Origin of the sequence: Sphingosinicella sp. LHD-64 (genome assembly GCF_031157375.1) — a bacterium.
Lineage (GTDB): Bacteria > Pseudomonadota > Alphaproteobacteria > Sphingomonadales > Sphingomonadaceae > Allosphingosinicella.
Window position 1 is genome coordinate 1,355,719 of sequence record NZ_JAVIFV010000001.1, and the last position, 26,649, is coordinate 1,382,367.

Below are 26,649 nucleotides of genomic sequence, written 5' to 3' on the forward strand. Positions count from 1 at the left end.
GAGAGTCAAACATCGAAAGGGGCGGTTCGGCGCATTCTGTCCCTGGCGGAGACGGAGGGATTCGAACCCTCGGTAGGAGTAATCCCCCTACGGCGGTTTAGCAAACCGCTGGTTTCAGCCGCTCACCCACGTCTCCGGGAAGGCCGATGTGGCTATAGAGGGGCGATTCCAAAGGTTCAACCGGCTGAAATCGACTCGCTTGGCCGCAGGATCGACTCGGCTCGCCGACCGTTCATGGACGGGCAAGCTTCGCGCGCGCTATTTCGCGGCAGGAGCGTTCGGGGGTTATTGCGATGTTGAAATTCTTCATGAATCTCGCCGCTGCAGCAGCGTTCGTGGCTACGATGCCGGCGCTCGCGCAGGTCGAGACGGTCGACCCCAACCAAGCCTATCAGGAATATCGGCCCGCCCCCGACGCCGCACCCGCTTATCCCGAACCGGAACCCTATCAGTCCGATCCGCTGCCGGCCGACAACGAGGCCGCCCCCGCCGATTCGGCCTGGACCCCGATCGAGCAGCAGCCTCCGGTGGCAGCGCCCGACAACTCTGGCAGCCAGCGTGATGTCTACGCGGCACCGGCCAATCCCTATGAATCCCGCGCGACCGTTCCCCGCGAGGACGTGTTCACCGCCGCCGAGGGCGTGTTTGGCCGCGGTGCGCGCGGACTTGGCGAGATCCTCGAGAGCATCCTGCGCGATCAGGGCGAGCCCAGCGCTTATATCGCCGGCGAGGAGGCGAGCGGCGCCTTCGTGATCGGTGTGCGCTACGGCTCCGGTGTGATGCACCACCAGATCGAGGGTGAGCGCAATGTCTACTGGACCGGTCCGTCGATCGGTTTCGACGTGGGCGCCGACGCCAACAAGGTGTTCGTGCTCGTCTACAATCTCCACGACAGCCAGGACCTGTTCCGTCGCTATCCGGGCGCCGAGGGCCATGCCTATTTCGTCGGCGGCTTCAATGCCCAGTATATGCGCCGCGGCGACGTGGTGCTGATCCCGGTCCGGCTCGGCGTCGGCGTCCGGCTCGGCGTCAATGCCGGCTATATGCGCTTCTCCGAACGCAACCGCTGGCTGCCCTTCTAGGCGATCAGACGCCAGGGAAGCATCTCGCCGGCGTGGAACGGCACGATCCGTGTCCCAGCGGCCGGCAGGGTTTCGGGCACATCGACCGGTGACCGTTCCAGTGTGATCCGCGCCTCGTTCAGCGGCAGGCCGTAGAAACGCGGTCCGTTCTCAGACGCGAACGCTTCCAGCCGCTCGAGCGCGCTTTCCTCGTCGAACACGCTCGCATAGGATTCGAGCGCGAACGGCGCGTTGAAAATGCCGGCGCAGCCGCAGGCCGCCTCCTTCTTCTCCACCGCATGCGGTGCGCTGTCGGTGCCCAGGAAGAATTTCGGCGAGCCCGATACGGCGGCGCGGCGCACGGCGAGCCGGTGCGCCTCGCGCTTGGCGACCGGGAGGCAATAGGCGTGGGGCCGGAGTCCGCCCTCGAAGATCGCATTGCGGTTGATGACGAGATGCTGCGGCGTGATCGTCGCCCCGATGTTCGGGCCGGCGCCGGTCACGAAATCCACCGCGTCGGCCGTGGTGATATGCTCGAAGACGATCTTCAGCGCCGGAAAGTCGCGCACCAGCCGCGCGAACACGCGTTCGATGAACACCGCCTCGCGGTCGAAGATGTCGATCTCCGGATCGGTGACCTCGCCGTGGACGAGGAGCGGCATGCCGATCCGCTGCATCCTCTCCAGCGCCGGATAGAGATTGCCGATATCGGTGACGCCACGCGCGGAATTCGTCGTCGCGTGGGCGGGGTAAAGCTTGGCGGCCGCCCAGACGCCGGTCTCGAAGCCGAGCGCGATCTCCGCCGCATCGGCCTGGTCGGTCAGGTAGCAGGTCATCAGCGGCGTGAAGTCAACGCCTTCGGGCACCGCCGCGCGGATACGCTCCCGATAGGCCCCGGCGGCCGCGACGCCGGTCACCGGCGCCGCCAGGTTCGGCATCACGATCGCCCGCGCGAACTGCCGCGCCGTATAGGGCACGACCGCCTTCAGCATCTCGCCGTCGCGCAGATGCACGTGCCAGTCGTCGGGGCGGCGGAGGGTGAGGCGCTGCGGTTCGGTCATCGGGGCTTCTTCATTTTCGGCTCCGGCCTCCCTAACTGCGGATCATGACCGGGACCACCCTCATCGATCGCGCGCTCGTCCGTTTGTCCGGTGAAGACGTTCGCGGCTTCCTTCAGGGGCTCGTCACCAATGATGTCGCCCAGCTCGCGCCGGAGCGGCCGCTCTGGGCCGGACTGCTGAGCGCGCAGGGCAAGGCGCTGTTCGACTTCATCTTGTGGGCCGACGGCGACGACGTGCTGATCGATTGCGAGGACGATCAGGCTGAAGCACTGGCGAAGCGCCTGACGCTCTACCGTTTGCGCCGTCCGGTCACGATTGCCCGCGAAGAGACTCTCGCCGTCCAATGGGCACCGGACGGGGATCACCCGGCCGACCCGCGATTGCCGGAGCTGGGTCGTCGCTGGCTCGGACCGGCGGCCGACCCGGCCGAGGGCTGGCTGAAACACCGTCTCTCGCTCGGCGTCACCGAGGGGACGGCGGAGCTGGGGCAGGACAAGACGCTCTGGCTCGAATGCAATGCCGCCGAGTTGAACGGCGTCAGCTTCGCCAAGGGCTGCTATGTCGGCCAGGAGAATACGGCGCGGATGAACTGGCGCAACAAGGTCAACCGCCGCCTCGTCGTGGTTCCCGCCGGGGCCGCGAGCGAACGTACCCGTATCCACTATCCGGAGCTCGGCCTCGCGGTCGAGCATCGCCGGGTCGACGATCTGGGCAATGCGCTGGTGCCGGACTGGCTGAAGGCGGCGCTCAGCGCCTGATTCGCGCGGGTAAGGCGGCGCGGATTATCTGTGCCAGCTCGTCGATCCCGAACGGCTTGCGCAGCACCATGACGCTCCGCCCCAGCGCCTGCTCGATCTGGCCGCTCTCGGCATAGCCGGTGATGAACAGGATCGGCAGGTCCGGATGGCGCGCCCGCACCGCCATGGCGAGCTCGGCGCCGTTCATGTCCGGCATCGCGAAATCGACCAGCATCAGGTCCGGCACGGCCTCGTCGAGCGCCGCGAGCGCGGCCTGTCCGCTCGGCGCCACTGCCCCCCGATGGCCGAGATCGCCCAGTGCCGCCGCGATGAAGGCGCGCACGTCGGCATCGTCATCGACCACCAGGATATCGGCGACGGGGCCATCGTCCGACCTGGTCTCGCGGGGACCGGGCGGGGTCGCCGTGACCCCCTCGGGCTCGACCCGGGGCAGCAGGATCTGCACCGTCGTGCCCGCGGTTTCGCGACTGTCGATCCTGAGCGTGCCGCCCGACTGGTGGGCGATGCCATGAACCTGGGCGAGGCCGAGGCCGGTACCCTTGCCGAACGGCTTGGTGGAGAAGAAGGGCTCGGTCGCGCGCGCCGCCACCTCGGCGGTCATGCCATGTCCGGTGTCGGCGACGCTGACCCGGACATAGGTGCCGGCGGCCAGCTCCGCGTCGCCGGGCTCGTCGACGGCGGCGGTGGAGATGGTGAGCACGCCGCCGTCCGGCATCGCGTCGCGGGCGTTGATCGCGAGGTTGAGAATCGCGTTCTCGAGTTGGTTCTCGTCGCACAGGGCATGGCCCGCGACCCTGTCCAACACGGTGCGCACGTCGATGTCCGGGCCGATCGTGTGGGCCAGGATCTGCCTGAGATTGCCGATCACCTGGTTCACCGCCACCGGGGCCATGCTGAGCCGCTGGATGCGCGAGAAGGCGAGGAGCTGGGTGGTGAGCTTTGCGCCGCGCCGACCGGATTCGAGCGCCGCCTCGGCGATCCGTTTCAGCCGCGGGTCGTCGAGCCTGCCGACGATCATCTCCAGCCCGCCGATGACCGGCGTCAGCAGATTGTTGAAATCGTGCGCGATGCCGCCCGTCAGACGCCCGACCGCCTCCATTTTTTGCGCCTGCCGCAGCGCCTCCTCGGCCCGTTCGCGCTCGGTCTGCTCGGCGCGCAATTGCGCCAGCGCCGCACCGAGATCGGCGGTGCGCTCGGTGACGCTGCGCTGCAGCGTCCGGTTGGCGCCGAGCATCGCCTCCTCGGCCAGCTTCCATTCGGTGATGTCGTGAGCGACGCCGATGAAGCCGATATGCTCGCCACCCGGCCCCCAGCGCGGCTGCGAGATCGAGCGCAGCCACCGCCACTCGCCGTCGCCGCGGCGGAAGCGCCCCTCCAGCATGAAGGTCTCCAGTGAAGCCTCGCCGGCGAGCGATTCGGCGAGGATGCGCGGCCCGTCCTCGGGATGGATGATGTGCCGCCAGTCATAGTCGACCGCCTCCTCGTAGCTGATGGCGAGGAAGTCGACATAGGCGCGGTTGACGAAGCTGCGCTTGCGGTCGAGCCGGGTCACCCACATCGGCACCGGCGCGGAATCGGCGATCAGGCGGAAGCGCTCCTCGCTTTCCCTTATTCGCTGCTCGCCGCTTTCGTCGCTGATGCCCGCGACGACGCCGAAGATGCCTTCGATCCCGCCGCCCTCGCCGCGGACCGGCGTGTAGCAGGAGGTGACCCAGATCGTCTCTGCGACACCACCACGGCGCCGCGGCCGCGGCGCCGCCTCGACGAACACGGTCTCGCCCGACAGCACCTTTGCCCTCAGCGGATCGAGCTGGTCCCAGATGTCCGACCAGATCTCGGGCAGCGGCTTGCCCAGCGCCGGGCGGCGGTCGCCCAGCACCTCGCCGTAACTGTCATTGTGGAGAACGGAGAGTTCCGGCCCCCAGGCGAGGAACATCGGTACGTTCGACCCAAGCACGATGCTCGCCGCCGTCTTTAGCGATTGCGGCCAATCCTCCGGCGGACCCAGCGGCGTCGCCGCCCAGTCATGCGCCCAGGCCGCCGAGGCATTGCCGCCCGGCGGCAGCGGCAGGCCGGCCGCGCCCGGCTGGGGCAGGATCGATTTCATCGGAGGCTTGCGGCTCTCCTTCCACGCTCGTGCGCCACCCTAACTGCCTCAGCGGCATGAAAAAAGCCCTAAGCGGCGGGCCTTGCGGCACCGGCCTGCACCTGGCGCATCACGCGCAGGAGGTTGCCGCCCAGGATCTTCTCGACATCGCCGTCGCTGAGGCCCTCGCGCTTCAGGCGCGCGGTGATGCGCGGCAGCAGCGCGATGTCCTCCATGCCGATCACGCCGCCGCCGCCGTCCCAGTCGGCGCCAAGGCCGACATGGTCCGCGCCAACCAGCCGGACGACGTGCATCACGCTGCGCATGAACAGGTCGAAATCGACCTGGGTGAAGCGCTGGCGGGCGTCGAGCGCGGCCTTGTCGGCGAGCAGCTGACGGCGTTCCGCCGGGCTCAGGCTCGCCCAGCGCCCCTGCCGTTCCTCGATCTGGCTGCGCTCCGGCGACCGGTCGTCGGGCGCGAGGAACAGGGTGTTCATGAAGATCACGCCGCCGCCCTGCGCGACGCGGCGCAGCCGCTCGTCGGTGGTGTTGCGCGGATGGTTGTAGAGATCGCGCGGGCCGTGGTGCGAGAGCACGATCGGCACGCGCGACAGCTCCAGCATCTGGTCGATTGCCGCGTCCGAGGAATGGCTGCCGTCGATGATGATGCCGAGCCGGTTCATCTCGGCGACCCATTGCCGTCCGAGCGGGCTGAGGCCGCGCCAGCGCCCCTCGCCGGTGGTCGAATCGGCGAGCTGGTTGTCGCGGCTGTGCACCGGTCCCGCCATCCGCACGCCGAGATTGTAGAAGGTGGTGAGCAGCGACAGGTCCTCGCCGAGCGGCCAGCTGTTCTCGATCGAGAGGAAGGCGATGCGCTTGCCTTCGCGCGCGAGCCGCTCGGCATCGTCGGCGGTGAGCGCCAGGCCCATATGGTCCCGATTCTCGCCGATCACCCGGCGGATCGCGGCGGCGCGGACCAGCGCCCGGTCGCGCGCCTGACGATAGCCCTCAGGCGTGTTCTCGCCCTGGCCGGTGTAGATGACGAAGACGCCACCATCGAGCCCGCCCTCGATCATGCGGGGCAGGTCGACCTGACTGCCGTCCCAGTCGAAATGGTGGCGCTCGGTGAAGTCCCACTGGCCGTCGTCGAAGCGCGACGGGATGTCGAGATGGGTGTCGAGCACGATCGCCCGCTCGTGCAGCTCGCGAATCTGGGGCGTCACGTCCGGATCGCCCTGGGCGGAGGCGGGGATGGCGAACAGGGCGGCAAGCGGCAGGGCAAGGGCGAAGCGCATCGGGGGTGTCTCCGGATTTGGTGGCGGCCCATTCAAGGGGTCCGCGCGTCATCCGTCAACCGCATCGCTTCGGCAGCCAGTTCCTCGGCCTGGATCAGGAGCTCGTCCTCGGCCACGCCGGCGGGCACCGTCTCGCGCCCGATCATGATCAGGGTCGGCACGGCGAGCGGCGAGACGCGGTCGAGATCGACATGGAGCATCGTCCCCGCCGCCCGGTCGAGCAGCGCCCCGAGCCGCGCCACGTCGGTGAGACGCGTGCGCGCGTCGTCCCACGCGGCGCGCAGGAGGAGATGGTCGGGCTCGTAGCGCCGCAGCACATCGTAGATGAGGTCGGTCGAGAAGGTGACCTGCCGCCCCGACTTGCGCTGGCCCGGATGCTGGCGCTCGACCAGCCCGCCGATCACCGCCACCTCGCGGAAGGCGCGCTTCAGCAGGCTCGATTGCTGCACCCAGTCGACGAATTCGTGTTCGAACAGGTCGGCGCCGAACAGGCTGGCGGGATCGGTGATCGGCTCCAGCCCGTAGCAGGCCAGCGCATAATCGTTGGCGACGAAGCCGAGCGGCTTCAGTCCGGCCGTGTCCATCCGCCGGGTGAGCAGCATGCCGAGCGACTGGTGTGCGTTCCATCCCTCGAAGCTGTAGGCGATCATGTGGTGCCGCCCCTCGTGCGGGAAGGTCTCGACGAGCAGCTGGTCGGGCCGGGGCAGGACGGAGCGGTACTTCTGCACCTCCAGCCACTCGCGCACATCGTCCGGGAAGCGCCGCCACGACTCCGGATCGGCGAGGAACTGGCGGACCCGGTCGGCGAGCCGCGTCGTCATCGCCAGCCGCGTTCCGGCATAGGTCGGGATGCGCGCCGATTTCGTCGTCGCGCGCACCACGATCTCGGCGGCGTCCATCCGCTCGACCTCGAGGCTGAGGCCGGAGAAGAAGAAGGTGTCGCCGACGCTGAGCGTCGAAGCGAAATAGTCCTCGACCGTGCCGAGCTTGCGCCCGTTCCTGAACCGCACCAACAACACCGGCGCATCGACGATGATGCCGGCGTTCATCCGGTGCTGGAGGATGAAGCGCGGATGGCTGACCCGCCATGTCCCGTCCGGCTCGCGCGTCAGCCGCTTGAACTTGTCGTAGGCGCGCAGCGCATATCCGCCGCTCTCGATGAAGCCGAGGATGCGCGCGAAGGTTTCCACGTCCAGCCCGGCATAGGGTGCCGCGCCGCGTACCTCGTCGAGCAATTCGTCTTCGCGGAACGGCCCGGCGCAGGCGACCGCCATCACATGCTGGGCGAGCACGTCCAGCGCGCCGGGCCGGAAGGTCTCGGCGTCGAGTTCGCCCGCATCGATCGCGTCGAACGCCGCGCGCGCCTCCAGATATTCGAAGCGGTTGCCGGGGACGAGGATCGCCTCCGAGGGCTCGTCGAGCCGATGATTGGCGCGGCCGATGCGCTGGATCAGGCGCGAGGCGCCTTTGGGCGCACCCATCTGGATGACGAGATCGACGTCGCCCCAGTCGACGCCGAGGTCGAGGCTGGCGGTGCAGACCAGCGCCCGGAGCTTGCCCGCCGCCACCGCCGCCTCGACCTTGCGCCGCGCCTCCACCGCGAGGCTGCCGTGATGGATGCCGATCGGCAGATTCGCGGGGTTCGCGTTCCACAATTCCTGGAAGATCAGCTCGGCGAGCCCGCGCGTGTTGCAGAAGACGAGTGTCGTTCGATGCGCCTCGATCTCCTTCATCACCTGCAGCGCCGCCCATTTGCCGCTGTGGCCGGACCAGGGAATGCGCTCGTCATCGGGCAGCATGATGCGGATCGTCGGCTCCGCGCCTGGGTCGCCCCAGACCAGGGCCACGTCCTCGGCATCGCCATGGGGGGCAAGCCAGCCCTGATAGGCCTCGGAATCGGCGACGGTGGCGGAGAGGCCGACCCGGCGCAGCCCCGGCACGATCCTCTGCAGCCGCGCCAGCGCCAGGCTCAAGAGGTCGCCACGCTTGCCGCTGGCGAAGGCGTGGATCTCGTCGACCACGACCGTGCTCAGATCGGCGAACAGCATCGGGCTGTCCTCGTGGCTCAGCAGCAGGCTCATCGATTCCGGCGTGGTCAGCAGCATCTGCGGCGGGCGGACGCGTTGGCGCTGCTTGCGGTCGGACGGCGTATCGCCGGTGCGGGTCTCGACCCGGATGTCCAGGCCCATTTCCCGGACCGGGTCGAGGAGGTTGCGCTGCACGTCGACCGCGAGCGCCTTGAGCGGCGACACGTAGAGTGTATGCAGGCCTTCGGTCGGCGCCTCGATCAGCTCGACGAGGCTCGGCAGGAACCCCGCCATCGTCTTGCCCGCCCCGGTCGGCGCGACCAGCATCGCGCTCTTCCCGGCCCGCGCCGCCGCCAGCATCTCCAGCTGGTGCCGCCGCGGCGCCCAGCCGCGCCCGGCGAACCAGTCCGCGAGGACGGCGGGTAGGGCCGGGGACTCGGAACTTCGCGGCATCGCGGTCATATAGGTTTCATGGCCTTCCAGGGTTCCCGGATCGAGCACTTTCCGATCGCCGTATCTGCCCGGATCGTGGCGGCAATCGACCTGTTCGCGCCCCGGGACGGCGAGCGCCTGCTCGAGATCGGCTGCGGCACCGGCCAGGCCACCGCGCTGATCTGCGCGCGGACCTCCGCCCGAGTCGTCGCCATCGATCGGTCCGACACCGCCGTCGCGCGCGCGCGCATTGTCAATGCCGGCGCCATCGCCGCCGGCCAGGCCGAGGTCCGTTCGGGCGACATCGACACGGCGCCCATCCCGCCCCGCGACTTCGATCGCACCTTCGCGCTGCGGGTGAACAGCTTCTGGACAAAACCGGGGGTCGCGCTCCCGAACCTCGCCGCCAGCCTGCGCTCCGGTGGCGAGGCTTGGATCCTCTATGACGCGGACCTTGCCAAATCGACTGAACCGGTCCTGCGCTCATTGGAGGCGCGCGGCTTCACCGACGTCCGCACGTTCGCGGCGCCCGGTGCCTTCGCCATCGTGGGGCGCAAGCGCTGATGGCCCGCCTCGGCGCCTGGATCGAGCCGCGTCCCGAGGGCATCTATGTCCGTCCGGCCGATGCGTGGATCGATCCCTCCCAGCCGAAGGCCAGGGCGCTGGTCACCCACGGTCATGCGGATCATGCCCGCGGCGGCCATGACAAGGTCTGGGCGACGCCCGAGACGCTGGCGATCATGGCCTGCCGCTACGGGCCGCAACCCGAGAACCCGGTGGCCTATGGCGAGAGCGTCCGGCTCGGCGAGGTCGACATCCGCTTCATCCCCGCCGGTCACGTCCTCGGATCGGCCCAGATCGTGCTCGACCATGGCGGCGAGCGGATCGTCGTCTCCGGCGACTACAAGCGCCGGCCGGACCCGACCTGCGCGCCCTTCGAGCCGGTGCCCTGCGACGTGTTCGTCACCGAGGCGACCTTCGGCCTGCCCGTCTTCCGCCATCCGGCGACCGCCGAGGAGATCGATCGCCTGCTCCAGCGCCTCCACGACAATCCCGATCGCTGCATCCTCGTCGGCGCCTATGCGCTCGGCAAGGCGCAGCGGCTGATCGTCGAGATGCGCTGCCGCGGCCACCACGATCCGATCTATATCCACGGCGCTCTCGAACGATTGTGCGATCTCTACGCCCAATTCGGCGTGCCGCTCGGCGACCTCCGTCCGGCCACCGGCGTGTCCAAGGAGAAGCTGAAGGGCCGGATCATCCTTGCCCCACCTGGCTCACTCAACGATCGCTGGTCGCGGCGCCTGCCCGATCCGATCACCGCCATGGCCTCGGGCTGGATGCGCATCCGCCAGCGCGCGCGCCAGCGGCTGGTCGAAATGCCGCTCATCGTCTCCGACCATGCCGATTGGGACGAGCTTACCGAGACGATCCGGGAGCTCGCCCCGCGCGAGGTCTGGATCACGCACGGTCGCGAGGACGCGCTGAAGCATTGGTGCATGACCCGCCAGATCAAGGCGCGCGAGCTGAACCTGGTCGGCTACGAGGACGAGGACGACTAGAGCGTCGCGATGGCGGCCACACCGACAGCGGCGGCCGCGAGGATCGCCCAGCGCACCTGCCGCTCCAGCGTGAAATTGCCGGTCTTCGACAGGATGAGGCCGCTCAGCGGCATCACCACGATGAGCAGTGCCAGCGCCAGCGCACCGCCGAGGAAGAAGCCGCCAGACACGCCGCCCGCCATCGCCAGCGCCGCCCAGGCGAGCGCGAAGAGCAAGGCGTCGGTGTTGAGCTTGGGCATCGGTTCCTGCCGATAGCCGAATGCCCGCACAGCGCAATGGCGGAATGCCGGGGCTGACCGCTCTTAGCCTTGAGGAGAGGTTTCGACGGAGGCGGGCGATGCGGGTGAAAGCGATCCTTGCGGCAATCCTGCTCGGTGCGGCATCGGCCGCACCGGCGGCGCCCGACGACCTGTTCCACCAGCTCCAGGCCAACGCCTGGTACCTGACCACCGGCGACCGGACCTCGTTGGTTTACGTGACCTCGCTCGGCCGGGGCCCGCGCGTGGTCGTGCTGCACGGCGGGTTCGGCGCCAATCTCTATTATATGGTCCGCGCGATCGAGCCACATCTCGGCGTGCGCGAGTTCGTCCTTTACGATCAGCGCGGCAGCCTGCTCTCGCCGCACCGCGCCGCGCTCGACACCCTGTCGGTCGAGAACCTGGTCGACGATCTCGAGCGGCTCCGCGTCCAGCTCGGCGAGGAGCGCCTCGTGCTATTCGCCCATTCGATGGGATCACGACTCGCCTATGAATATCTGCGCCGCTTCCCCGATCGGGTCGCGGGCCTGATCCTGGTCGGCGCCTTCCCGCCGCGCGGCGGCGGGTCGTTCGACGCGATCAACCAGCGCGGCACCGCGATGACCAGCCGGCCGGAGGTCGCCGCCGTCCTCGCCGCCGAGGGGGTGGCGGAGCTGACCGAGGCCTCGACGGACCGGCAGCGTACGCTCAACTGGCGGATTCGCTTCGCCGGCGTGAACATGGTCCATGTCGAGCGCTGGCGCGACATGGAGGGCGGCCGCGCCTTCTACAACGGCGAGACCGGCGGGCGCCTGGGCAACAGCTTGACCGGAGACTGGGACGTGCCCGCCATGCTCGGCGCGCGCCGGATCCCGATCAGCGTGATCCAGGGCGATCAGGACTATGTCGATCCGTCGGCCGCCGGCTGGTCGGCGCTGGCCGGGGAGGGCGGCCCGCTTGTCCGCTGCCTTAACGTGACGCCGATCCGCGACGGCGGCCATGCCGTCTGGCTGGACGATCCTCGGGGTTTCGCCGCGGCCGTCACCCGCGCCCTGGAGCGCAGCGCCTGCTAGTGCGCTGCCTGCGGCCCGCGCTGCAGGCCTGAGCGCGCCAGCTGATCGTCGATCTGCGCGACAAGCCGGCCGAGCCCCGCTTCGTCCTTCGCCTCGGCGCGGGCGACGAGCACGTCCTGGGTGTTGGACGCGCGCAGCAGCCACCAGCCGTCGTCGGTGCTCACCCGCGCGCCGTCGGTGCGGTTGACGTCCGCTCCGTCCGCCGCGAGCCGGTCCAGCACCTCGTCGACCACCGCGAACTTGCGGGTCTCGTCGACCTGGAAACGCATCTCGGGGGTGTTCACGACGTCCGGCATCGCAGACCGCAAGGCGGTCAGCGAGCCGCCGAGCTCGGACACCGCCCGGATCAGCCGCACCGCGGCATAGGGCGCGTCGTCGAAGCCGTAATAGTCATGCGCGAAGAAGATGTGGCCGCTCATCTCGCCGGCGAGCGGCGCGCCGGTTTCCTTCATCTTCGACTTGATCAGGCTGTGGCCGGTCTTCCACATGCAGGGTGTGCCGCCCAGCTCGGCGATCCGATCGAACAGCGCCTGGCTCGCCTTCACGTCGGCGATGATCGTCGCGCCCGGCACGGCCTTCAGCACCGGCTCGGCGAGGATGGCGAGGAGCTGGTCGCCCCAGACGACCCGGCCGAGCCCGTCGACCGCGCCGATCCGGTCGCCGTCGCCGTCGAAGGCGATGCCGAAATCGAGCCCGTGGGCGTGGACGAGCTGCTTCAGGTCCGCGAGATTCTTCTCGTCGGTCGGATCGGGATGGTGGTTGGGGAAGCGCCCGTCGACCTCGGAGAACAGCACATGATGCTCGCCCGGCAGCTTCTGGACGAGCCGCTCGACGACCGGGCCGGCGGCACCGTTGCCGGCGTCCCAGCCGATCCGGAACGCGTGGCCGTCGAAGCCCTGGAGCAGCCGGTCGACATAGCGGTCCATCACGTCCTCGTCAGACACCGCGCCCTCGCCCGTCTCCCAGTCGCCGGCGGCCGCCATCCTGCCGACACCCTGGATGTCCTGGCCGAAGAAGGCGTTGCCGCCGAGAACCATCTTGAAGCCGTTATAGTCGGCCGGATTGTGGCTGCCGGTGATCATGATGCCGCCGTCGACGTCCAGTTCGGCCGCCGCGAAATAGAGCATCGGCGTCGGGCCGAGGCCCACGCGCACGACATCGACGCCGCTCTCGTTCAGGCCGCGCACCAGCGCCGTTTCCATGGCCGGAGAACTCTGCCGCCCGTCGCGCCCGACCGCGACCTTTGCGCCACCCGCGCGCCGCACCAAAGTTCCGAAGCTGCGCCCCAGGGCATAAGCATCCATCTCCCCGAGCGTTTTTCCGACGACGCCGCGAATGTCGTACTCGCGCAGGGACGTGGGGTGGAACTGGTGGGTCATGGATACTCCGTTCATGCGGCCGAATCAGCGCATGCGCGATGTACTGCGCTGCAACTCCGCCACCAACGCGTCGCGCGCCATATTGACCCTTGTGGCAAGCTCAGCCGATCCGCCGGCATCCGGATGGACCTTCTGGATCAGCCGCCGGTGCGCCTCGCGGATGTCCGCCAGCGTCGCGTCCTCGCCGACGCCGAGCAGCGCGCGTGCCTCGGCGGGCGGCATGGCAGGGCGCTTGCGGCCGTTCTGCCACCACCACCAGGCCCCCGCCACAAGGGCGAGGAGCAGGAGCAGCTTCAACATCAGCCGGCGACCGCCTGACGCGGGGCGCCCGCGCCGTCCGCCTCGGGCAGCGCGAAACCGGCGATCATCTCGCGCAGCTCCTGCCGCGCGGCGATATGGGCGATGCCAACCTCGCCGATCTGCTTGAGGTCGAGCAGGGTCAGCCCCTTGGGGAAGAGCTCGCGGTAGATGACACGCTCGCCGAGGCCCGGGATGATCCGGAAACCGACCCGGCGCGAGAGCTCGCCGAGCGCCTCGCCGACGCGGCGCATGTTCTTCGCCTCGACATGCTGCATGCGGTTCCTCAGCACGACCCAGTCGACGCTCTGCCCCTGCGTCTTGGCGCGCTGGGTGCGGCTGTTCCAGACCAGCTCGGCATAGAAGCTCGGCCGGCGCACCCGGTAGGTCTCGGCATCGACCTCGCCGATCAGGTCGAGATCGACGAAGCTGTCGTTGATCGGCGTGACCAGCGTGTCCGCGCGCACCATCGCCGCGCGGGCATGCGGATCGTCGCGCCCGGGCGTGTCGATGACGAGCACGTCGGCGCCCTCCGACACCCGCGCGATCACGTCGTCGAGGCTCTCGCCCTTCGCCGGGTCGAACGTATCGTGGACCGGGATCGGCAGCGCGACACCGATCCGCTTCACCGTCGCTGCGCGGTTGTCGAGATAGCGGCCGAGCGTGCGCTGGCGCGTGTCGAGGTCGAGCGCCGCGACCTTGCGCCCCTGCGCGGCAAGCGCGACCGCGCTGTGCACCGCGGTGGTGGACTTGCCGGTGCCGCCCTTTTCGTTGGCGAAGACGAGAAAATGCGGGCCAGAGCCGGCCATGTCGATCACTGCCCCAACACTTGATCTTGAACCGTCGCACGGCCAAGGAACCGCGCTCCAGTCCCTCTATCGGAGGCCGTCGGGCCGTGCAAATCATCCGTGAGACCGAGGCGCTCCGCGAGGCGGTGACGGCGCTGCGCGCCGACGGCGGCCGGGTGGCGATGGTGCCGACCATGGGCGCGCTCCATGCCGGCCACATGGCGCTGGTCGCCGAAGGCCGCCGCCGCGCCGCCCATGTCGTCGCCTCGATCTTCGTCAATCCGAAGCAGTTCGCGCCGACCGAGGATCTCTCCACCTATCCCCGCCGCGAGGCGGGCGATGCCCGGATGCTGGAGGACGAGGGCTGCGCGATCCTCTGGGCGCCGGACGTGGCCGCCATGTATCCGGACGGCTTCGCGACCAACATCAGCGTCGCCGGCGTCAGCGAGGGGCTCGACGGTGCCGCCCGCCCCGGCCATTTCGACGGCGTCGCCACCGTCGTCGTCAAATTGTTCAACCAGGTCCGCCCCGACGTCGCCCTGTTCGGCGAGAAGGATTATCAGCAGCTCTGCGTCATCCGCCGGCTGGTCCGCGACCTCGATCTCGCGATCGAGATCGTCGGCGTCCCCACCCAGCGCGACGCCGACGGCCTCGCCCTCTCATCGCGCAACGCCTATCTCTCGGACGAGGAACGCAAGGCCGCCCGCGCCCTGCCGCGGTCGCTCGGCGAGGCCGCCCAGGCGATGATCGAGGGCGGCGACGTGGCCGAAGTGCTGGACCGCGCCCGCACTCGCCTCGCCGCTGCCGGCTTCGATCCGATCGACTATGTCACCCTGAGCGACGCCGAAAGTCTCGCGCCACTGGCTACCCTCGACCGACCGGCTCGCCTGCTCGCCGCCGCCCGAATGGGCCGCACCCGGCTGATCGACAACCTGCCGGTGCTATCGGCATAGGATCTTCGGCCAGCCATGTGCTGTTCGGCTGGCATGCGCTGCAGAACGATCAGTCGGCAGACCGGGGAACGGTGCGCGACGCCGGTTCATCGATCCACATGATCTCCATTGCCGGCCCGGTGAGACGCAGCCTGAGCGCATCGTCATAGCCTTCCGCCAGGAACAGGCCGTCACTGGTCATTGGCATCAGCCGGGCCGTCGGGCGATCCGCCCGTTCCAGCCAGAGCGCGCCGTCCCTGAATACGACGCGGTTGCTACCATATGTGCCGGCGAGTGGCCGCAGCCGATCGGCGGGGACTGCAACCGGATGCAACCGTGCCTCGATTCCGCTTCGCGCCCAGGCCCAGTCGGCCCGGTCCGCCGCATCGGCCCCGGTGCGACCTTCCAGATCGGCCAGCGCCAACGAGAGGGCGGTGTCCAGCGCCTGCTGCGGCGCCACCGCGACGTCGGGGCTGACGCCGACGCCTTCCCAGTTCGACTGGCTGACCGCATGGACCGGTCGCCCGAAGGAGACACTCAGCATGAAGCCCGGGGCGATCGGGGTGAAGCCGTTGTTGTTGGCCGCACCTCCGGTCTTTGCCCCGACCAGCCGGCCGAGCCGGAACTGCTGCACGTCATAGGCGAACGCCTCCGCCGCCGATCCGGTGCGGCCATCGATCAGGACGTAGAGCGGCCGTCCGGTCAGCCGGCCTGCGGGGAGATATCCGAGACTCCGTGACTGGGACGGCGTTTCGCCGCCCTGCAGGAAGGTCATTTCCAGCCGGTTGGGTGCCAGGAAATGGCTGATCAGGTAGTTGACCGCGCCGTGCGAGCCGCCGCCATTGCCGCGCAGGTCGATGACGATCGCGTCGCCGTCTCTTAGGAAACGCGCCGCCGCATCGTAGGCGGCCCCGCTTTCGTCATCGACCCAGTTGAAGCCGGCCACCTTGAGGTAGCGGACGTTGCCGGGGAGGATGCGCATGTCCCGAAGGCCATGGTTCGATCGCACAGCCAGCCGGCGCCAGTAGGCCGCCATCGCCGGATCTTCCTCCGGCGCGCCGGTCGCCGCGACGGCCAGCCGATACTGAGCCGGATCCACGTTGACGTACATGTGGCGGTCCTGACTCGACTCGCGCAGGTCCTCGGTCACGCGCTCGGCGAAGTTTCCGGGCGACTCCGTCGTGTAGCGACCGTTGGCAAGACTCGCGCGCAGCCGCGCCTCGATCACCGGCACCCGGTCGGGAAACACATATTTCTCTCGCACGGCGGCGATGATCGCCTCGATCGCCGCGGTTCGCTGCTCGACGGTGAGCGCGGTCAGTGCATCGGACCGCGCGACAGCGGTCGGGGCGGCGCGCTGGGCGAGCGCGGGCGCCGGGGCGAGGGGGGTCAATGCGGCGATCGCCGCGACGAGGGTCCTGGGTATCATTGTCAGGTCTCCGGATGGACGGCTTCGGACTGGCGGATGCGGTCGGCGAAAGGCTGGCATTCCAGAGCGTCGAGCGCCTGCGCCACGACATCCGCGAGCGGAAGGCCGAGATCGGTGTCGATGGAGCGGGCGGCAGCTTCGGTGGCGGCCCAGCGGCGTTCAAGCTGCGGCAACATCGCTTCGAGCGCCGGTGCGGCGGCGACGATACGCTCGCGGGCGTCGGCGCCCGGCACCAGCGTCACCAGCGCATGTTCCGCCATCTGGGCAACGGTCTGGCTCGCGGCCGAGTGGGAAACGCCGGTTCGCGCGGCGAGATCGCGGATCGTGGCCGGCCCGTCCCGCACCAGCGCGCGGACGATCGGCGTGTAGCGGGGGCGGTAGTCCAGCCCGTCACCGGTATAGCTGGCCTCGACCGCGCCATCGAGATGCTCGATCAGCCGTCGGAGAAGTGTACCCAAGGTTGGTCGGGTATAATACATAAGTGCTGTTATATTTTGCTGTCCTGCCGTGTCAATACAGCAGATCACGCCCTGATGGGTAGAGGCCAAGGCAGTTTTGGGATGCGCCGCGCCGCATAGCCCGCTAGCCAGTCTTCAGCTCTTACGATCAGAGGATTCGCATGCCCGGGGGATTGGTCGCGCTGCTCGACGACGTGGCGGCGCTCACGAAACTGGCGGCCTCGTCGCTCGACGACGTGGCCGGCGCGGCCGGCAAGGCCGGAGCCAAGGCGGCCGGTGTGGTGATCGACGACACGGCGGTGACGCCGCGCTACGTCGTCGGCCTCTCGCCGGAGCGCGAGCTGCCGATCATCGCCAAGATCGCGCGCGGCTCGCTCAAGAACAAGCTGCTCTTCCTGCTCCCGGCCGCAGTCGGCCTCAGCCTGCTCGCGCCCTGGGCGATCGTGCCGATCCTGATGGTCGGCGGCGCCTATCTCTGCTTCGAGGGCACCGAGAAGGTGGTCGAGGCGGCGCGCGGCGAGGATCATGGCGCCGAGGTGGTCGAGATCACCGATCCCCGGGAGCTGGAGGATCGGCAGGTCGCCGGTGCGATCCGCACCGATTTCATCCTCTCGGCCGAGATCATGGCGATCGCGCTCGCCGAGCTGCCCGAGCAGTCGGCGGTGATGCAGGCCGCCGTCCTCGCCGCGGTCGCGATCGCGATCACGGTCGGCGTCTACGGCGTCGTCGCGCTGATCGTGAAGATGGACGATGTCGGCCTCCACCTCGCCGGCCGGCCCAACGGCAGCGCCCAGGCGCTCGGCCGCGGGCTGGTCAGGACCATGCCCATCCTGCTGAAGGCTTTGTCGATCATCGGCACCGCGGCGATGATCTGGGTCGGCGGCGGCATCATCGTCCATGGCCTCGAGGTCTTCCATCTCACCCCGATCCCGCACTGGGTTCACCATGCTGCCGAGGTCGCCGGCCACGCCGTCCCCGTCGCCCAAGGCGCCGTCCAATGGATCGTGGGCGCGATCGGATCAGGCATCGTCGGCCTGATCGTCGGCGGCGTCATTGTCGCAGCCCTGCACGCCGCGAAGAAGAAGCACTAAGCGGGCCGCGTCCGCTTCAACCGCACCAGCGCTTCGTCCAGCGCCGAGAGGAAGCGCGAGCGGTCGGCTTTGGCGAAGGGCGCCGGCCCGCCGCCAACCCCATCCGCCCCGGCGCGCAGGTCGGCCATGATCGCGCGGGTGGCAATGGCGCCGCCGATCGAAGCCGTCGTGAAGGGCTTGCCGTTGGGCGCGATCACTGCCGCCGCGCCGGCCTTGAGGCAGCGGTCGGCGAGCAGGATGTCGCCAGTCACCACCACCGTGTCGGCATCGATATGCACCGCGATCCAGTCGTCGGCCGCGTCGAAGCCGGCGTCCACGACGACACGCTCGATCAGCGGATGCTGCGGCACGCGCAGCCAGGCATTGCTGACGATGCGGACCGCGACCTCGTGGCGCCAGGCGACCTTGTAGACCTCGTCCTTGACCGGGCAGGCATCGGCATCGACCAGGATCATCGCGGGCATCGCCGCGCCTTAGTCCGGCGAGACCCGGTCGGACAACCTAGCGCAGCACCATCCGGTCGCCCGCGATCTCGACCCCGTCGGCCTCCTGCAGGAAGCTCTGGCCGAGCAGCGAGACGGGCAGCTTCTCGACGACGGCGCCGCGGACGCCCCGTGTCTCGATCGGGCCGACCGCGATCCGGTCGATCGTCACCGGCGCGATCTCGATCTCGCCGCCTGCCCCCATCGCCGAGGCGCGGGCGTCGCCCGGCCGGATCCCTGCCCGCCGCGCGTCTTCGGCGGTCAACGCGACCAGGCTCGCGCCGGTGTCGACGAGGAAGCGGATGCGCGCGCCGTTGACGTCGGCCTCGGCATAGAAATGGCCGTCCGGGCCGCGGCGCAGCTCATGGCTGGCGAACCCGCGGGCCGCGACGGGTGCCGGCGCCGGCGGCTTCCCGCCCGCCTCGGGCGCCGGACCGGCGGCTTCGCGCGATCCATCGGGCAAGAGCAGCACTGCCCCGATCAGCAGCGCGCCCGCCCAGAACAGAGTGTTGCCCGACATGGCGGACGCCATCGCATGACGTCCGCCAAGACCGGGTTAACGGGCGTCTTCGTCCCCGGCCTCGCCCTCGTCGCGCCACCAGGTCTCGATCTCGCCGTTGAGCTTCACCGTCACCGGCAGGCCGTGGCGGTCGACCGCCTTGCCGGCGGCGACGCGGACCCAGCCTTCGGAGACGCAATATTCCTCGACATCCTCGCGCACCCGCCCCTTGAAGCGGATGCCGACGCCGCGCTGCAGTGCCTCCATGTCGAAATGCGGGCTCCTTGGGTTGTTCGACAGGCGATCCGGGGGCGTTTCCGCCATTAGCCATTCCTCCGTTCGGCGATCCACGCGTCGACCAGGCTTTCGAGCACGTCGAGCGGCACATTGCCGTTCTCGAGCACCACCGCGTGGAAATCGCGGATATCGAACCGGTCGCCGAGAGCCGCCCGCGCCCGATCGCGCAGCTCCAGGATCTTCAGCCGGCCGATCATGTAGCTGGTCGCCTGGCCGGGGATGTTGAAGTAGCGTTCGATCTCCTTGGTCGCGTCGCGCCGCGACAGGAGACCGTTCTCCATGAAATAGTCGATCGCCTGCTCGCGCGTCCAGCGGTGATGGTGGATGCCGGTGTCGACGACCAGCCGGATCGCCCGCCACAACTGGGTCGAGAGCATGCCGAACTCGGACATGGGATCCTGGTAGAAGCCCATCTCCTGGCCGAGCTGCTCGGCATAGAGTCCCCAGCCCTCGCCATAGGCGCTGTTGCCGCCGAACCGGCGGAACTTGGGCACGTTGGGCAGCTCCTGCGCCAGCGCGCTCTGGAAATGGTGGCCGGGCGCGCCCTCATGGTAGGAGATCGCCTCGGTCTGCGGCTTCAGCACCTGGTTCATGTCGGCGAGGTTGACGTAGTAGATGCCCGGCCGCGACCCGTCCGGCGACGGGCGGTTGTAGAAGGCGACCGCGGCCGTCTCCTGCCGGAACGCCTCGACCGCGCGGACCTCCAGCGGTGCGCGCGGCAGCCGGCGGAACCAGCGCGGCGCCACCTCCATCACCTGCGCGATGTAGCGGCGCGCGTCGGCGAGATACTGCTCGCGGCCGTCCGCCGTGTTCGGATATTTGAACTCGGCGCCCGCATTGATGTGGGCGAAGAACTGGGTGAGCGTGCCGGTGAAGCCAACCTGCGCCTTGATCCGTTCCATCTCGCCATGGATGCGCGCGACCTGCTGCAGGCCGATCTGGTGGATCTGCTCGGCGCTGAGGTCGGTGGTGGTCGATTGGCGCAGGCGCTGGGCATAGAGGGCGGCGCCGTCGGGCAGGCTCCACGCGCCGTTGTTGCCGGTGGCGCGCGGCTGGATCTCCCGCACCGTTTCCAGCATCGTCTCGTAGCCGCGCCGGAACGGGCCGGTGAGCGCCGCGCGCGCCGCCGCGATCAGCCGGTCCTTCTCGCCCTGCGCAATCTCCAGCGCGTTCACCTTGCGCTTGAAGTCGGCGAACAGGGCGCCGTCCGCACCCTCGGTGAACGGCGCGCCGGTCAGGATGCGCTGGCCGTCCTCGAGCACCGGCGCGAAGTTGAAAGCCGGCGGCACGATGCCGAGCCCGGTCTGGTGGCGCATGTTGGCGCTGATCTCGCCCATCACCCGCTCGACGTCGGCGAGGCGCGACACATAGGCCTCCGCGTCCGACACATTGTCGATGCGATGGTTGTTGATCATGAAGACCGGGATGCTGCCCATCGGGCTGCTGAAATTGGTCGCCGGGAAGCTGTGCCACCGCCAGCGGAAGGCGGCGCGGTCGTCCTCCACATCCTCCTCGAAGAGACGGTAGCTGAGCCGTCCGGCCGGGCTCAGCCGCTCCGGGTTGAACTGGGCGCGCATCGCCGCGAGCTGGCGCTCGCGCAGCTGCATCTGCCGCTCGCGGAAGCCATCGGTAAAGTCGTTGAGGCGGTCGTACTTCTCCTTCGACCCCAGGCTGGTCAGCGTCTGCGGGCTGTCGGCGATCGATTCGTCGAAGGCGGCGTCGAGAAAGGTCGTGAGGCGCGCGTCCTCCGCGTTCGGCGTCGCGGTGGCGCTGGTCGTCGGCACCGCGCCGGCGGCCGGGCCCGACGCGGCCTGGGGCTGGGCGCCGGCGAGGCCGGTGGTGGCGAGCAGCAACGCGGCGAGCGGAAGGTAGCGCTTCAAGGCAGGATCCCCCTTATCGGTGTGTTAGTGCTTAATAACGGCTGATCGCGGCGCGTCCACTGGCCGCGTCGACCCGATCGTCGCGCCGGCCGATCGCGAAGCCGAGCGCGGCCCAGGCGACCGAGATCGCCACGCCGCCAAGCGCCGCGAGCGCCGACGATCCGACCGCAACCAACCCGGCATTGGCCCAGCCGCTGATCAGGTCGCCGCCGCGATAGACGAAGGTGTCGATCGCATTCTTCGCCTTGTACTTGGTCTCGGCATCGACCCGGGTGAACAGCATCTCGCGGCCCACCCGGACGAAGGCATATTCGCCGACCCGCCGCGCGATCATCACCCCGGCGAGCACCGGGAAGGTCGCGGCGAGGGCGAGCAGGCCGAAGCCGAAGACCATCAGGATCGGCACTGCGGTCAACAGCACAGTGACGCCGAGCCGGCGGGCGAGCTGGCCGGTCGCGAAGATCTGGAGGAGGATGGTCAGCGCCTGCACGATCGTGTCGATCGCGGCGAACACCTGGGTCTGTGCCGTGCGGTCCGGGAAGGTCGCCTCGACGATCCGCGCCTGCTCGAAATAGAGGAAGGTGGTGGCCGAGGTCAGCAGGATGACGAAGGCCGAGATCGCCATCAGCCAGGGCGTGCGCCAGATGAGGATCAGGCCCGCCCAGATCGAGCCGCCGATTATTTCATCAGACGGACGGGCGTCGTCCGGGCGGCCATGACGTTCGCGCCAGCGCAGCAGCCACCAGGCGAAGGGCAAGGTGGCGAGCAGCAGCACGACCGACAGGACAAGCAGGCCGGCATGCCCGAGCGGCGCCACCAGCAGGCCGCTGATCAGCGGGCCGGCCAGCCCGCCAAGGCTCGCACCGGCGGCGATCTGGCCGAACAGGCGGCGGCCCTGGTCGGTCGCGAACACGTCCGCCATCAGGCTCCAGGCGATCGAGATGAGAAACAGGTTCATCACCGACAGCCAGACGTAGAAGCCGCGCGCTGCCCAGATATTGTCGGGATCGGTCGCGAGGCTGATCGCGAAGCCGATCATCACCAGACCGGAGACGATATAGGTGGCCGGCAGCAGGGCGCGTCGCGGCACCTTGCGGCTCAGCCAGCCATAGAGCGGCACGACGATCAGCGCGGCGACAAAGGTGCCGGTCCAGAGCAGGTGGAGGTTCTCGACGCCGCTGGCGATGCCGAACGTCTCGCGCACCGGCCGCAGCATGAAATAGCTGGCGAACAGCAGGAAGAAGAGCGCGAAGCCGGCGAGCACCGCCGGCAGCTCATGGCCGCGCGCCCCGAAGAGCCGGCCGAGGACGCCGTCCGCCGGCGCCTCAGAGGCCATCGATAAACTGCTCCATCCGCGTCCGCATCGCCGCATCCGGCAGCGGCGCGCGCGCTGCGCCGAGATTGTCCTCGACGTAGCGGACCTGCGCCATGCCCGGGATCGCGATCGGCCGGCACGGATGCGACAGCACATACTTGAGGAAGACCTGTGCCCAGCTGGTCGCACCGATCTCCGCCGCCCAGTCGGGCAGCGGCCGGTCGCGGGTCGCGCCGAACAGCCGATCGCGGCCGAACGGCAGGTTGATGAACACCGCGAAGCCCCGCTCCTGCGCGAGCGGCAGGATGCGCTCGGCGGCATTGCGGTTGTCGAGCGCATAATCGACCTGGATCGTGTCGAGCGCCTCTCGGCGCATCACCGCCTCGAATTGCTCATACTGGCGGTCGGACGAGGTGGTGATGCCGAGTGCGCGGATGCGTCCGGCCGACTTGAGGTCGCGCAGGATGGCGAGCTGGTTGTCGACGTCGCGCAGGTTGTGGACGGCGATGAGGTCGATCCGCGCGGTGCGCAGCTTGCGGAACGACTCCTCGATCTGCGCCACGCCTTCCTCGCGGGTGTCGACGCCGACTTTGGTGGCGAGGAACAGCCGGTCGCGCACGCCGAGCTCCTCGACGAGCTGGCCCACCACCTCCTCAGCCCGGCCGTAGGAGGGCGCCGTGTCGATCACCTGTCCGCCCAGCTCGGCGAAGCGCCGGATCGTGTCGCGCAGCGGCGCCAGCGCCTCGGCGCCCTGCGGATCGTCATAGCGCCGCGCCGTGCCGACGCCGACGATCGGCACCTCGACATCGGCGCCGGGAATCCGGACGGTGCGCAGCGCGCCGCCGGTGGCTGGCGCCGGCGGCTGGCCCGAGGACTGGGCGCAGGCCGCGCTGGCGGCAAAGGGGAGGGAGGCAAGGCCGGCAAGCAGGCTACGGCGGTCGATCATCATCGTCTCCTCATCGCTGGGGGTGCGCGGGCGGCGGAAGTTCGGACAAACCTGTTCCTGGGTAGGGCGATCCTGCCCCGAACCCCAGGCAAAATTTGTCGCAGTTTGTCGCGCCCGGCGGTTCAGGCCGCCTCGACCGCGCCTCTCTCGTACGCCTTCTGGACGTGCCAGCACGGGTCCCAGCTGGGCTCCGGCCCGAAGCGGGCGACGAGGAAATCGACCAGCGCCCGTACCCGCGCCGTCGTCGCGCGGCCCGGCGGCATCACGGCGTGCAGCGCGCCTTCCTCCGCCGGATAGTCGAGCACCAGCCCTTCGATCGTCCGCCGGGCGAGCGCCGGCGCCGCGATGAAACTCGGCAGCATGCACAGGCCCAGACCCGCCTCGCAGGCGGCGAGCAGCATGTCGCCATTGTTGCTGCGCAGCCGCGGCGCGACCCGCACCGTCTCCCAGCGCTCGCCAACCCGGAAGCGCCACTGCTCGTTCGCGTAGAGAAGGATGTCATGGTCGGCGAAATCGGCGGGACGGGACGGGCGGCCGCGCGCTTCCAGATAGGTGGGGCTCGCAAACACATGCTTGCGCACAGGCGCGATCCGTCGCGCGATCAGCGCCGAATCCGCCAACCGGCCGATCCGGACCGCGAGGTCGTAGCCGCCGCCGGCGAGGTCGACCGTGCGGTCCTCGAACTCGACGTCGAGCTCAACCTTGGGATGCAGCTTGACGAAATCCGCGAGCGCGGGGGCAAGATGGGCCACGCCGAAGGTCAGCGGCGCGGTGATCCGGATCGGACCGGCAATCTGTGTCACCGCCTCGGCGACCACCTCCTCGGCCGCTTCCAGCTCGGTCAGGATATTGGCGGCGCGGGCATAATAGGCCTGGCCGATGTCGGTCGGCTGCGCGCCGCGCGCGGTGCGGGTGAGGAGGCGCGCGCCCAATTGCTCCTCGAGCCGCGCGACGCGGCGCGACAGGACCGGCTTGGAGAGCCCCATCCGCTCCGCGGCGCGGGCAAAGGAGCCGGTCTCCACCACGCGGACGAAGGACAGGACATCGACGAGATCGGTGGATGAGCGTTCCATTTTTCGAAACACCATGATGATTGTTGCTGATCTTCTGGCAACACCCTTACCGGACTAGATCCCTCCCTGCAAATTCATCCCAAGGGGAGAAGAGACATGAACATCCTGGTTGTCAGCAGCAGCGCCAATGGCGACGCCTCCGTCTCCAACGGCCTCGTCACCCGCTTCGTCGACAGCGTCCAGTCGGCCCATCCGGCCGCCCATATCGTGCTGCGCGACGTCGGCGCCAATCCGCTGCCCCACCTCACTGCCGCGACGGTCGCGGCGATCAAAAGCGAGCCGGCCACGCCGGCGGAGCACGAGGCACGCGCCCTCTCGGACTCGCTGATCGCGGAGCTGCAGCAGGCCGACGTGATCGTCATTGCCTCGCCGATGTACAATTTCGGCATGAGCTCGACGCTCAAGGCCTGGTTCGACCACGTCCTGCGCGCCGGCGTCACCTTCCGCTACACCGAGGCCGGGCCCGAGGGGCTGCTCACCGGCAAGAAGACGATCGTCATCGAAAGCCGCGCCGGCTTCTACAGCGACGGCCCGGCGGGCGCGATGGACGGGCAGGAGCCGCACATCCGCACCCTGCTCGGCTTCGTCGGCCTCGACGACGTGACCTATGTCCGGGCCGAGAAGCTCGCCTTCGGCCAGGAAGCGGCATTCGCGGCGATTGCCGAGGCGACCGAGGTGCTGGAAACCTTGGCCCGCGAGGAGCTCAAGCTCGCGGCCTGATCTTCAACGCGTCCCTCCACCGCCCACCCGGAGGGACGATATGAGGCGGGGCGCCCCGGTGTGTCCCCCGACGCCGCGGCGCCCCGCTTCAACCCATGGCCCCTCCCCGTCCGGGAGGGGCTTTTGATGGGAGAGACATCATGATCGACGTCCGCAAGTTCGAGTCGCTCGGCCATGCCGACCATGGCTGGCTGGATGCGCGCCACCATTTCTCCTTCGCCGACTATCACGATCCGGCCCGCATGGGCTGGGGCGCGATTCGCGTCTGGAACGACGATGCGATCGCCGCCAAGTCCGGCTTTCCGCCGCATCCCCACCGCGACATGGAGATCATCACCTATGTCCGGCAGGGCGCGATCACCCATCAGGATTCGATCGGCAACCAGGGTCGCACCGCGGCCGGCGACGTGCAGGTGATGAGCGCCGGCACCGGCGTGCGCCACGCCGAATACAATCTGGAGGACGAACAGACGACGCTCTTCCAGATCTGGGTACTGACCGACCGGCCGAATGCCGAGCCCAGCTGGGGCGCGGCCAAATTCCCCAAGGCCGACCGCTCGGGCAAGTTCGTGACGCTGGCCAGCGGCTATGCCGAGGACGGCGAGGCGCTGAAGATCAATTCGGCCGCCCGCGTGCTCGGCGCGACGCTCAAAGCCGGCGAAAGCGCCGAGCTTCAGCTCGATCCGGCCCGACACGTCTATCTGGTCGCGACGCACGGCGCGATCGAGGTCAATGGCGTGCGCGCCGATGCCCGCGACGGCGTTGCCGTCACCGGCGAGGCCAAGATCGCGATCACGGCGCTCGACGACGCCGAGATCGTCCTGGTCGACGCACGCTAGCTTGTTTCGTCATTGCGAGGCGCGTCAGCGCCGTGGCAATCCAGTGCGGCTGGATTGCCGCGCCCCTTCGGGGCTCGCAATGACGAAAGCGACTATTCTTCCACCTCCTCGCGGATCACGCGCCTTGGATCGTCACGATCGACATAGACGGTGCGCGTCGTCCGGCTCCCCTTGCGGAACAGCGGGACGAGGCCGAGCAGGCCGAGCAGCCCCAGCAATCCCCAATTGAATCCGCCGCCTTCGGACTGGCGCGCCAGCGACAGGTCGTTGCCGAAGGGGTCCTCGGGATCCGCGAAGCCGTTGGGATAGGCCGCATCGGGCGAGATGGTGACGGTCGGCGGCGGCGCGGGCGTGGGTTCGGGGGCGGTCTCGACCGGCGCCGGCGCGGGCGGCGCCTCCGATGGCGGGATCGTCACGACCGGCGGCGCCGTCCCGGTCGCCGGGGGTGCCGGCACCGTGCCCGCGGGCGGAGAAGTCGTCGTTGCGGGCGGCGGCGAGGCCGGCTGCGTCGCGGTCGTGTTCTGCGCCGCCAGCGGCACCGCGAATCCGGTCGCCGCAGCGGCCAGGAGCAAGGCGATTCTCTGCCCCATCTCGTCCTCCAACTCCCTGTTTTCTCAATGGCTTATGTGGTTA

27 protein-coding genes and 1 tRNA gene are annotated in these 26,649 nt (G+C 69.2%); 9 read left to right on the top strand and 19 right to left on the bottom strand.

From position 1 onward, the window contains the following. Positions 1-43: 43 nt before the first annotated feature. Positions 44-136: transfer RNA gene (locus tag RCO27_RS06580), tRNA-Ser, on the bottom strand. A 172-nt stretch (positions 137-308) separates the two neighbouring features. On the opposite strand from RCO27_RS06580, the gene RCO27_RS06585 reads away from it, so the two are divergent. Next, entirely contained in the window at positions 309-1,082 is a 774-nt protein-coding gene (locus RCO27_RS06585) for a DUF1134 domain-containing protein (protein WP_309001830.1), read from the top strand. Here RCO27_RS06585 and pyrC read toward each other — a convergent pair. Beyond that, entirely contained in the window at positions 1,079-2,122 is a 1,044-nt protein-coding gene (gene pyrC, locus RCO27_RS06590; protein WP_309001831.1) for a dihydroorotase, read from the bottom strand. The two genes, RCO27_RS06585 and pyrC, sit on opposite strands and share 4 nt — an antisense overlap. 44 nt (positions 2,123-2,166) lie before the next feature. Here pyrC and RCO27_RS06595 point away from each other — a divergent pair, with 44 nt between their 5' ends. Continuing rightward, positions 2,167-2,880 (top strand): folate-binding protein, encoded by a 714-nt coding sequence (locus RCO27_RS06595; protein ID WP_309001832.1) that lies wholly within the window; start codon positions 2,167-2,169, stop codon positions 2,878-2,880. Here RCO27_RS06595 and RCO27_RS06600 read toward each other — a convergent pair. The 3 genes from RCO27_RS06600 to RCO27_RS06610 all read right to left on the bottom strand — a co-directional run bounded on the left by RCO27_RS06600 (position 2,870) and on the right by RCO27_RS06610 (position 8,750). Further along, positions 2,870-4,987: a response regulator gene (locus RCO27_RS06600; RefSeq protein WP_309001833.1), complete on the bottom strand. Its 2,118-nt coding sequence runs from the start codon at positions 4,985-4,987 to the stop codon at positions 2,870-2,872. The genes RCO27_RS06595 and RCO27_RS06600 overlap by 11 nt on opposite strands. A gap of 68 nt (positions 4,988-5,055) precedes the next feature. Continuing rightward, complete coding sequence (locus RCO27_RS06605) at positions 5,056-6,261, bottom strand: dipeptidase (protein ID WP_309001834.1); 1,206 nt, start codon at positions 6,259-6,261, stop codon at positions 5,056-5,058. A gap of 32 nt (positions 6,262-6,293) precedes the next feature. Then, positions 6,294-8,750, bottom strand: coding sequence for a ligase-associated DNA damage response DEXH box helicase (locus RCO27_RS06610; RefSeq protein ID WP_309001835.1), 2,457 nt, complete (start codon positions 8,748-8,750; stop codon positions 6,294-6,296). 9 nt (positions 8,751-8,759) lie between these two features. On the opposite strand from RCO27_RS06610, the gene RCO27_RS06615 reads away from it, so the two are divergent. Together RCO27_RS06615 and RCO27_RS06620 are read left to right on the top strand one after the other, a co-directional pair. Then, on the top strand, positions 8,760-9,284 hold the full coding sequence (locus tag RCO27_RS06615; RefSeq protein ID WP_309001836.1) for a methyltransferase domain-containing protein: 525 nt from the start codon (positions 8,760-8,762) through the stop codon (positions 9,282-9,284). Then, positions 9,284-10,282, top strand: a complete 999-nt coding sequence (locus RCO27_RS06620; RefSeq protein ID WP_309001837.1) for a ligase-associated DNA damage response exonuclease — start codon at positions 9,284-9,286, stop codon at positions 10,280-10,282. Before RCO27_RS06615 ends, RCO27_RS06620 begins: the two co-directional genes overlap by 1 nt. Here RCO27_RS06620 and RCO27_RS06625 read toward each other — a convergent pair. Beyond that, positions 10,279-10,521: a hypothetical protein gene (locus tag RCO27_RS06625; protein WP_309001838.1), complete on the bottom strand. Its 243-nt coding sequence runs from the start codon at positions 10,519-10,521 to the stop codon at positions 10,279-10,281. The two genes, RCO27_RS06620 and RCO27_RS06625, sit on opposite strands and share 4 nt — an antisense overlap. Positions 10,522-10,625: 104 nt before the next feature. On the opposite strand from RCO27_RS06625, the gene RCO27_RS06630 reads away from it, so the two are divergent. Further along, positions 10,626-11,591 carry an alpha/beta hydrolase gene (locus RCO27_RS06630; protein WP_309001839.1) on the top strand — a complete coding sequence of 322 codons (966 nt, stop codon included), beginning with the start codon at positions 10,626-10,628 and terminating at the stop codon, positions 11,589-11,591. Here the strand turns inward: RCO27_RS06630 and pgmG are convergent. From pgmG to RCO27_RS06645, 3 genes are read right to left on the bottom strand one after another with little or no spacing between them, the layout of a single operon-like run. Beyond that, positions 11,588-12,970, bottom strand: a complete 1,383-nt coding sequence (gene pgmG, locus RCO27_RS06635) for a phosphoglucomutase/phosphomannomutase PgmG (RefSeq protein WP_309001840.1) — start codon at positions 12,968-12,970, stop codon at positions 11,588-11,590. The two genes, RCO27_RS06630 and pgmG, sit on opposite strands and share 4 nt — an antisense overlap. A gap of 24 nt (positions 12,971-12,994) precedes the next feature. Beyond that, positions 12,995-13,270 carry a DnaJ domain-containing protein gene (locus tag RCO27_RS06640; RefSeq protein WP_309001841.1) on the bottom strand — a complete coding sequence of 92 codons (276 nt, stop codon included), beginning with the start codon at positions 13,268-13,270 and terminating at the stop codon, positions 12,995-12,997. After that, the gene (locus RCO27_RS06645) at positions 13,270-14,076 is read right to left on the bottom strand and encodes a division plane positioning ATPase MipZ (RefSeq protein ID WP_309001842.1); all 807 of its coding nucleotides are present in this window, start codon (positions 14,074-14,076) and stop codon (positions 13,270-13,272) included. The genes RCO27_RS06640 and RCO27_RS06645 overlap by 1 nt, the downstream gene beginning before the upstream one ends. 86 nt (positions 14,077-14,162) lie before the next feature. Between RCO27_RS06645 and panC the strand changes: the two genes are divergently transcribed. Then, positions 14,163-15,008, top strand: coding sequence for a pantoate--beta-alanine ligase (panC, locus tag RCO27_RS06650; RefSeq protein WP_309001843.1), 846 nt, complete (start codon positions 14,163-14,165; stop codon positions 15,006-15,008). A gap of 49 nt (positions 15,009-15,057) precedes the next feature. On the opposite strand, the gene RCO27_RS06655 is transcribed toward panC, so the two are convergent. Further along, the gene (locus RCO27_RS06655; protein ID WP_309001844.1) at positions 15,058-16,416 is read right to left on the bottom strand and encodes a S41 family peptidase; all 1,359 of its coding nucleotides are present in this window, start codon (positions 16,414-16,416) and stop codon (positions 15,058-15,060) included. A gap of 2 nt (positions 16,417-16,418) precedes the next feature. Continuing rightward, the gene (locus tag RCO27_RS06660; RefSeq protein WP_309001845.1) at positions 16,419-16,874 is read right to left on the bottom strand and encodes a helix-turn-helix domain-containing protein; all 456 of its coding nucleotides are present in this window, start codon (positions 16,872-16,874) and stop codon (positions 16,419-16,421) included. 161 nt (positions 16,875-17,035) lie between these two features. Between RCO27_RS06660 and RCO27_RS06665 the strand changes: the two genes are divergently transcribed. After that, on the top strand, positions 17,036-17,965 hold the full coding sequence (locus RCO27_RS06665) for a DUF808 domain-containing protein (RefSeq protein WP_309001846.1): 930 nt from the start codon (positions 17,036-17,038) through the stop codon (positions 17,963-17,965). On the opposite strand, the gene RCO27_RS06670 is transcribed toward RCO27_RS06665, so the two are convergent. From RCO27_RS06670 to RCO27_RS06700, 7 genes are all read right to left on the bottom strand, one after another. After that, entirely contained in the window at positions 17,962-18,429 is a 468-nt protein-coding gene (locus RCO27_RS06670; RefSeq protein ID WP_309001847.1) for a YaiI/YqxD family protein, read from the bottom strand. The two genes, RCO27_RS06665 and RCO27_RS06670, sit on opposite strands and share 4 nt — an antisense overlap. A 37-nt stretch (positions 18,430-18,466) precedes the next feature. After that, complete coding sequence (locus RCO27_RS06675) at positions 18,467-18,967, bottom strand: TIGR02281 family clan AA aspartic protease (RefSeq protein ID WP_309001848.1); 501 nt, start codon at positions 18,965-18,967, stop codon at positions 18,467-18,469. A gap of 36 nt (positions 18,968-19,003) precedes the next feature. After that, the gene (locus RCO27_RS06680; RefSeq protein WP_309001849.1) at positions 19,004-19,270 is read right to left on the bottom strand and encodes a DUF3297 family protein; all 267 of its coding nucleotides are present in this window, start codon (positions 19,268-19,270) and stop codon (positions 19,004-19,006) included. Further along, positions 19,270-21,123, bottom strand: a complete 1,854-nt coding sequence (locus tag RCO27_RS06685; protein ID WP_309001850.1) for a DUF885 domain-containing protein — start codon at positions 21,121-21,123, stop codon at positions 19,270-19,272. Before RCO27_RS06685 ends, RCO27_RS06680 begins: the two co-directional genes overlap by 1 nt. A gap of 31 nt (positions 21,124-21,154) precedes the next feature. After that, on the bottom strand, positions 21,155-22,459 hold the full coding sequence (locus RCO27_RS06690) for an MFS transporter (protein ID WP_309001851.1): 1,305 nt from the start codon (positions 22,457-22,459) through the stop codon (positions 21,155-21,157). Continuing rightward, a complete protein-coding gene (locus RCO27_RS06695) occupies positions 22,449-23,384 on the bottom strand; it encodes an aldo/keto reductase (RefSeq protein ID WP_309001852.1) in 936 nt (311 codons plus the stop codon). The genes RCO27_RS06690 and RCO27_RS06695 overlap by 11 nt, the downstream gene beginning before the upstream one ends. Before the next feature lie 122 nt (positions 23,385-23,506). Further along, the gene (locus RCO27_RS06700; RefSeq protein WP_309001853.1) at positions 23,507-24,457 is read right to left on the bottom strand and encodes a LysR family transcriptional regulator; all 951 of its coding nucleotides are present in this window, start codon (positions 24,455-24,457) and stop codon (positions 23,507-23,509) included. Positions 24,458-24,553: 96 nt separating this feature from the next. Between RCO27_RS06700 and RCO27_RS06705 the strand changes: the two genes are divergently transcribed. Together RCO27_RS06705 and RCO27_RS06710 are read left to right on the top strand one after the other, a co-directional pair. Continuing rightward, positions 24,554-25,177 carry an NAD(P)H-dependent oxidoreductase gene (locus RCO27_RS06705; protein WP_309001854.1) on the top strand — a complete coding sequence of 208 codons (624 nt, stop codon included), beginning with the start codon at positions 24,554-24,556 and terminating at the stop codon, positions 25,175-25,177. A 140-nt stretch (positions 25,178-25,317) separates the two neighbouring features. After that, positions 25,318-26,016: a pirin family protein gene (locus RCO27_RS06710; protein WP_309001855.1), complete on the top strand. Its 699-nt coding sequence runs from the start codon at positions 25,318-25,320 to the stop codon at positions 26,014-26,016. Positions 26,017-26,108: 92 nt separating this feature from the next. Here the strand turns inward: RCO27_RS06710 and RCO27_RS06715 are convergent, their stop codons facing one another. Further along, positions 26,109-26,606, bottom strand: a complete 498-nt coding sequence (locus tag RCO27_RS06715) for a hypothetical protein (RefSeq protein WP_309001856.1) — start codon at positions 26,604-26,606, stop codon at positions 26,109-26,111. Positions 26,607-26,649 lie beyond the last annotated feature (43 nt).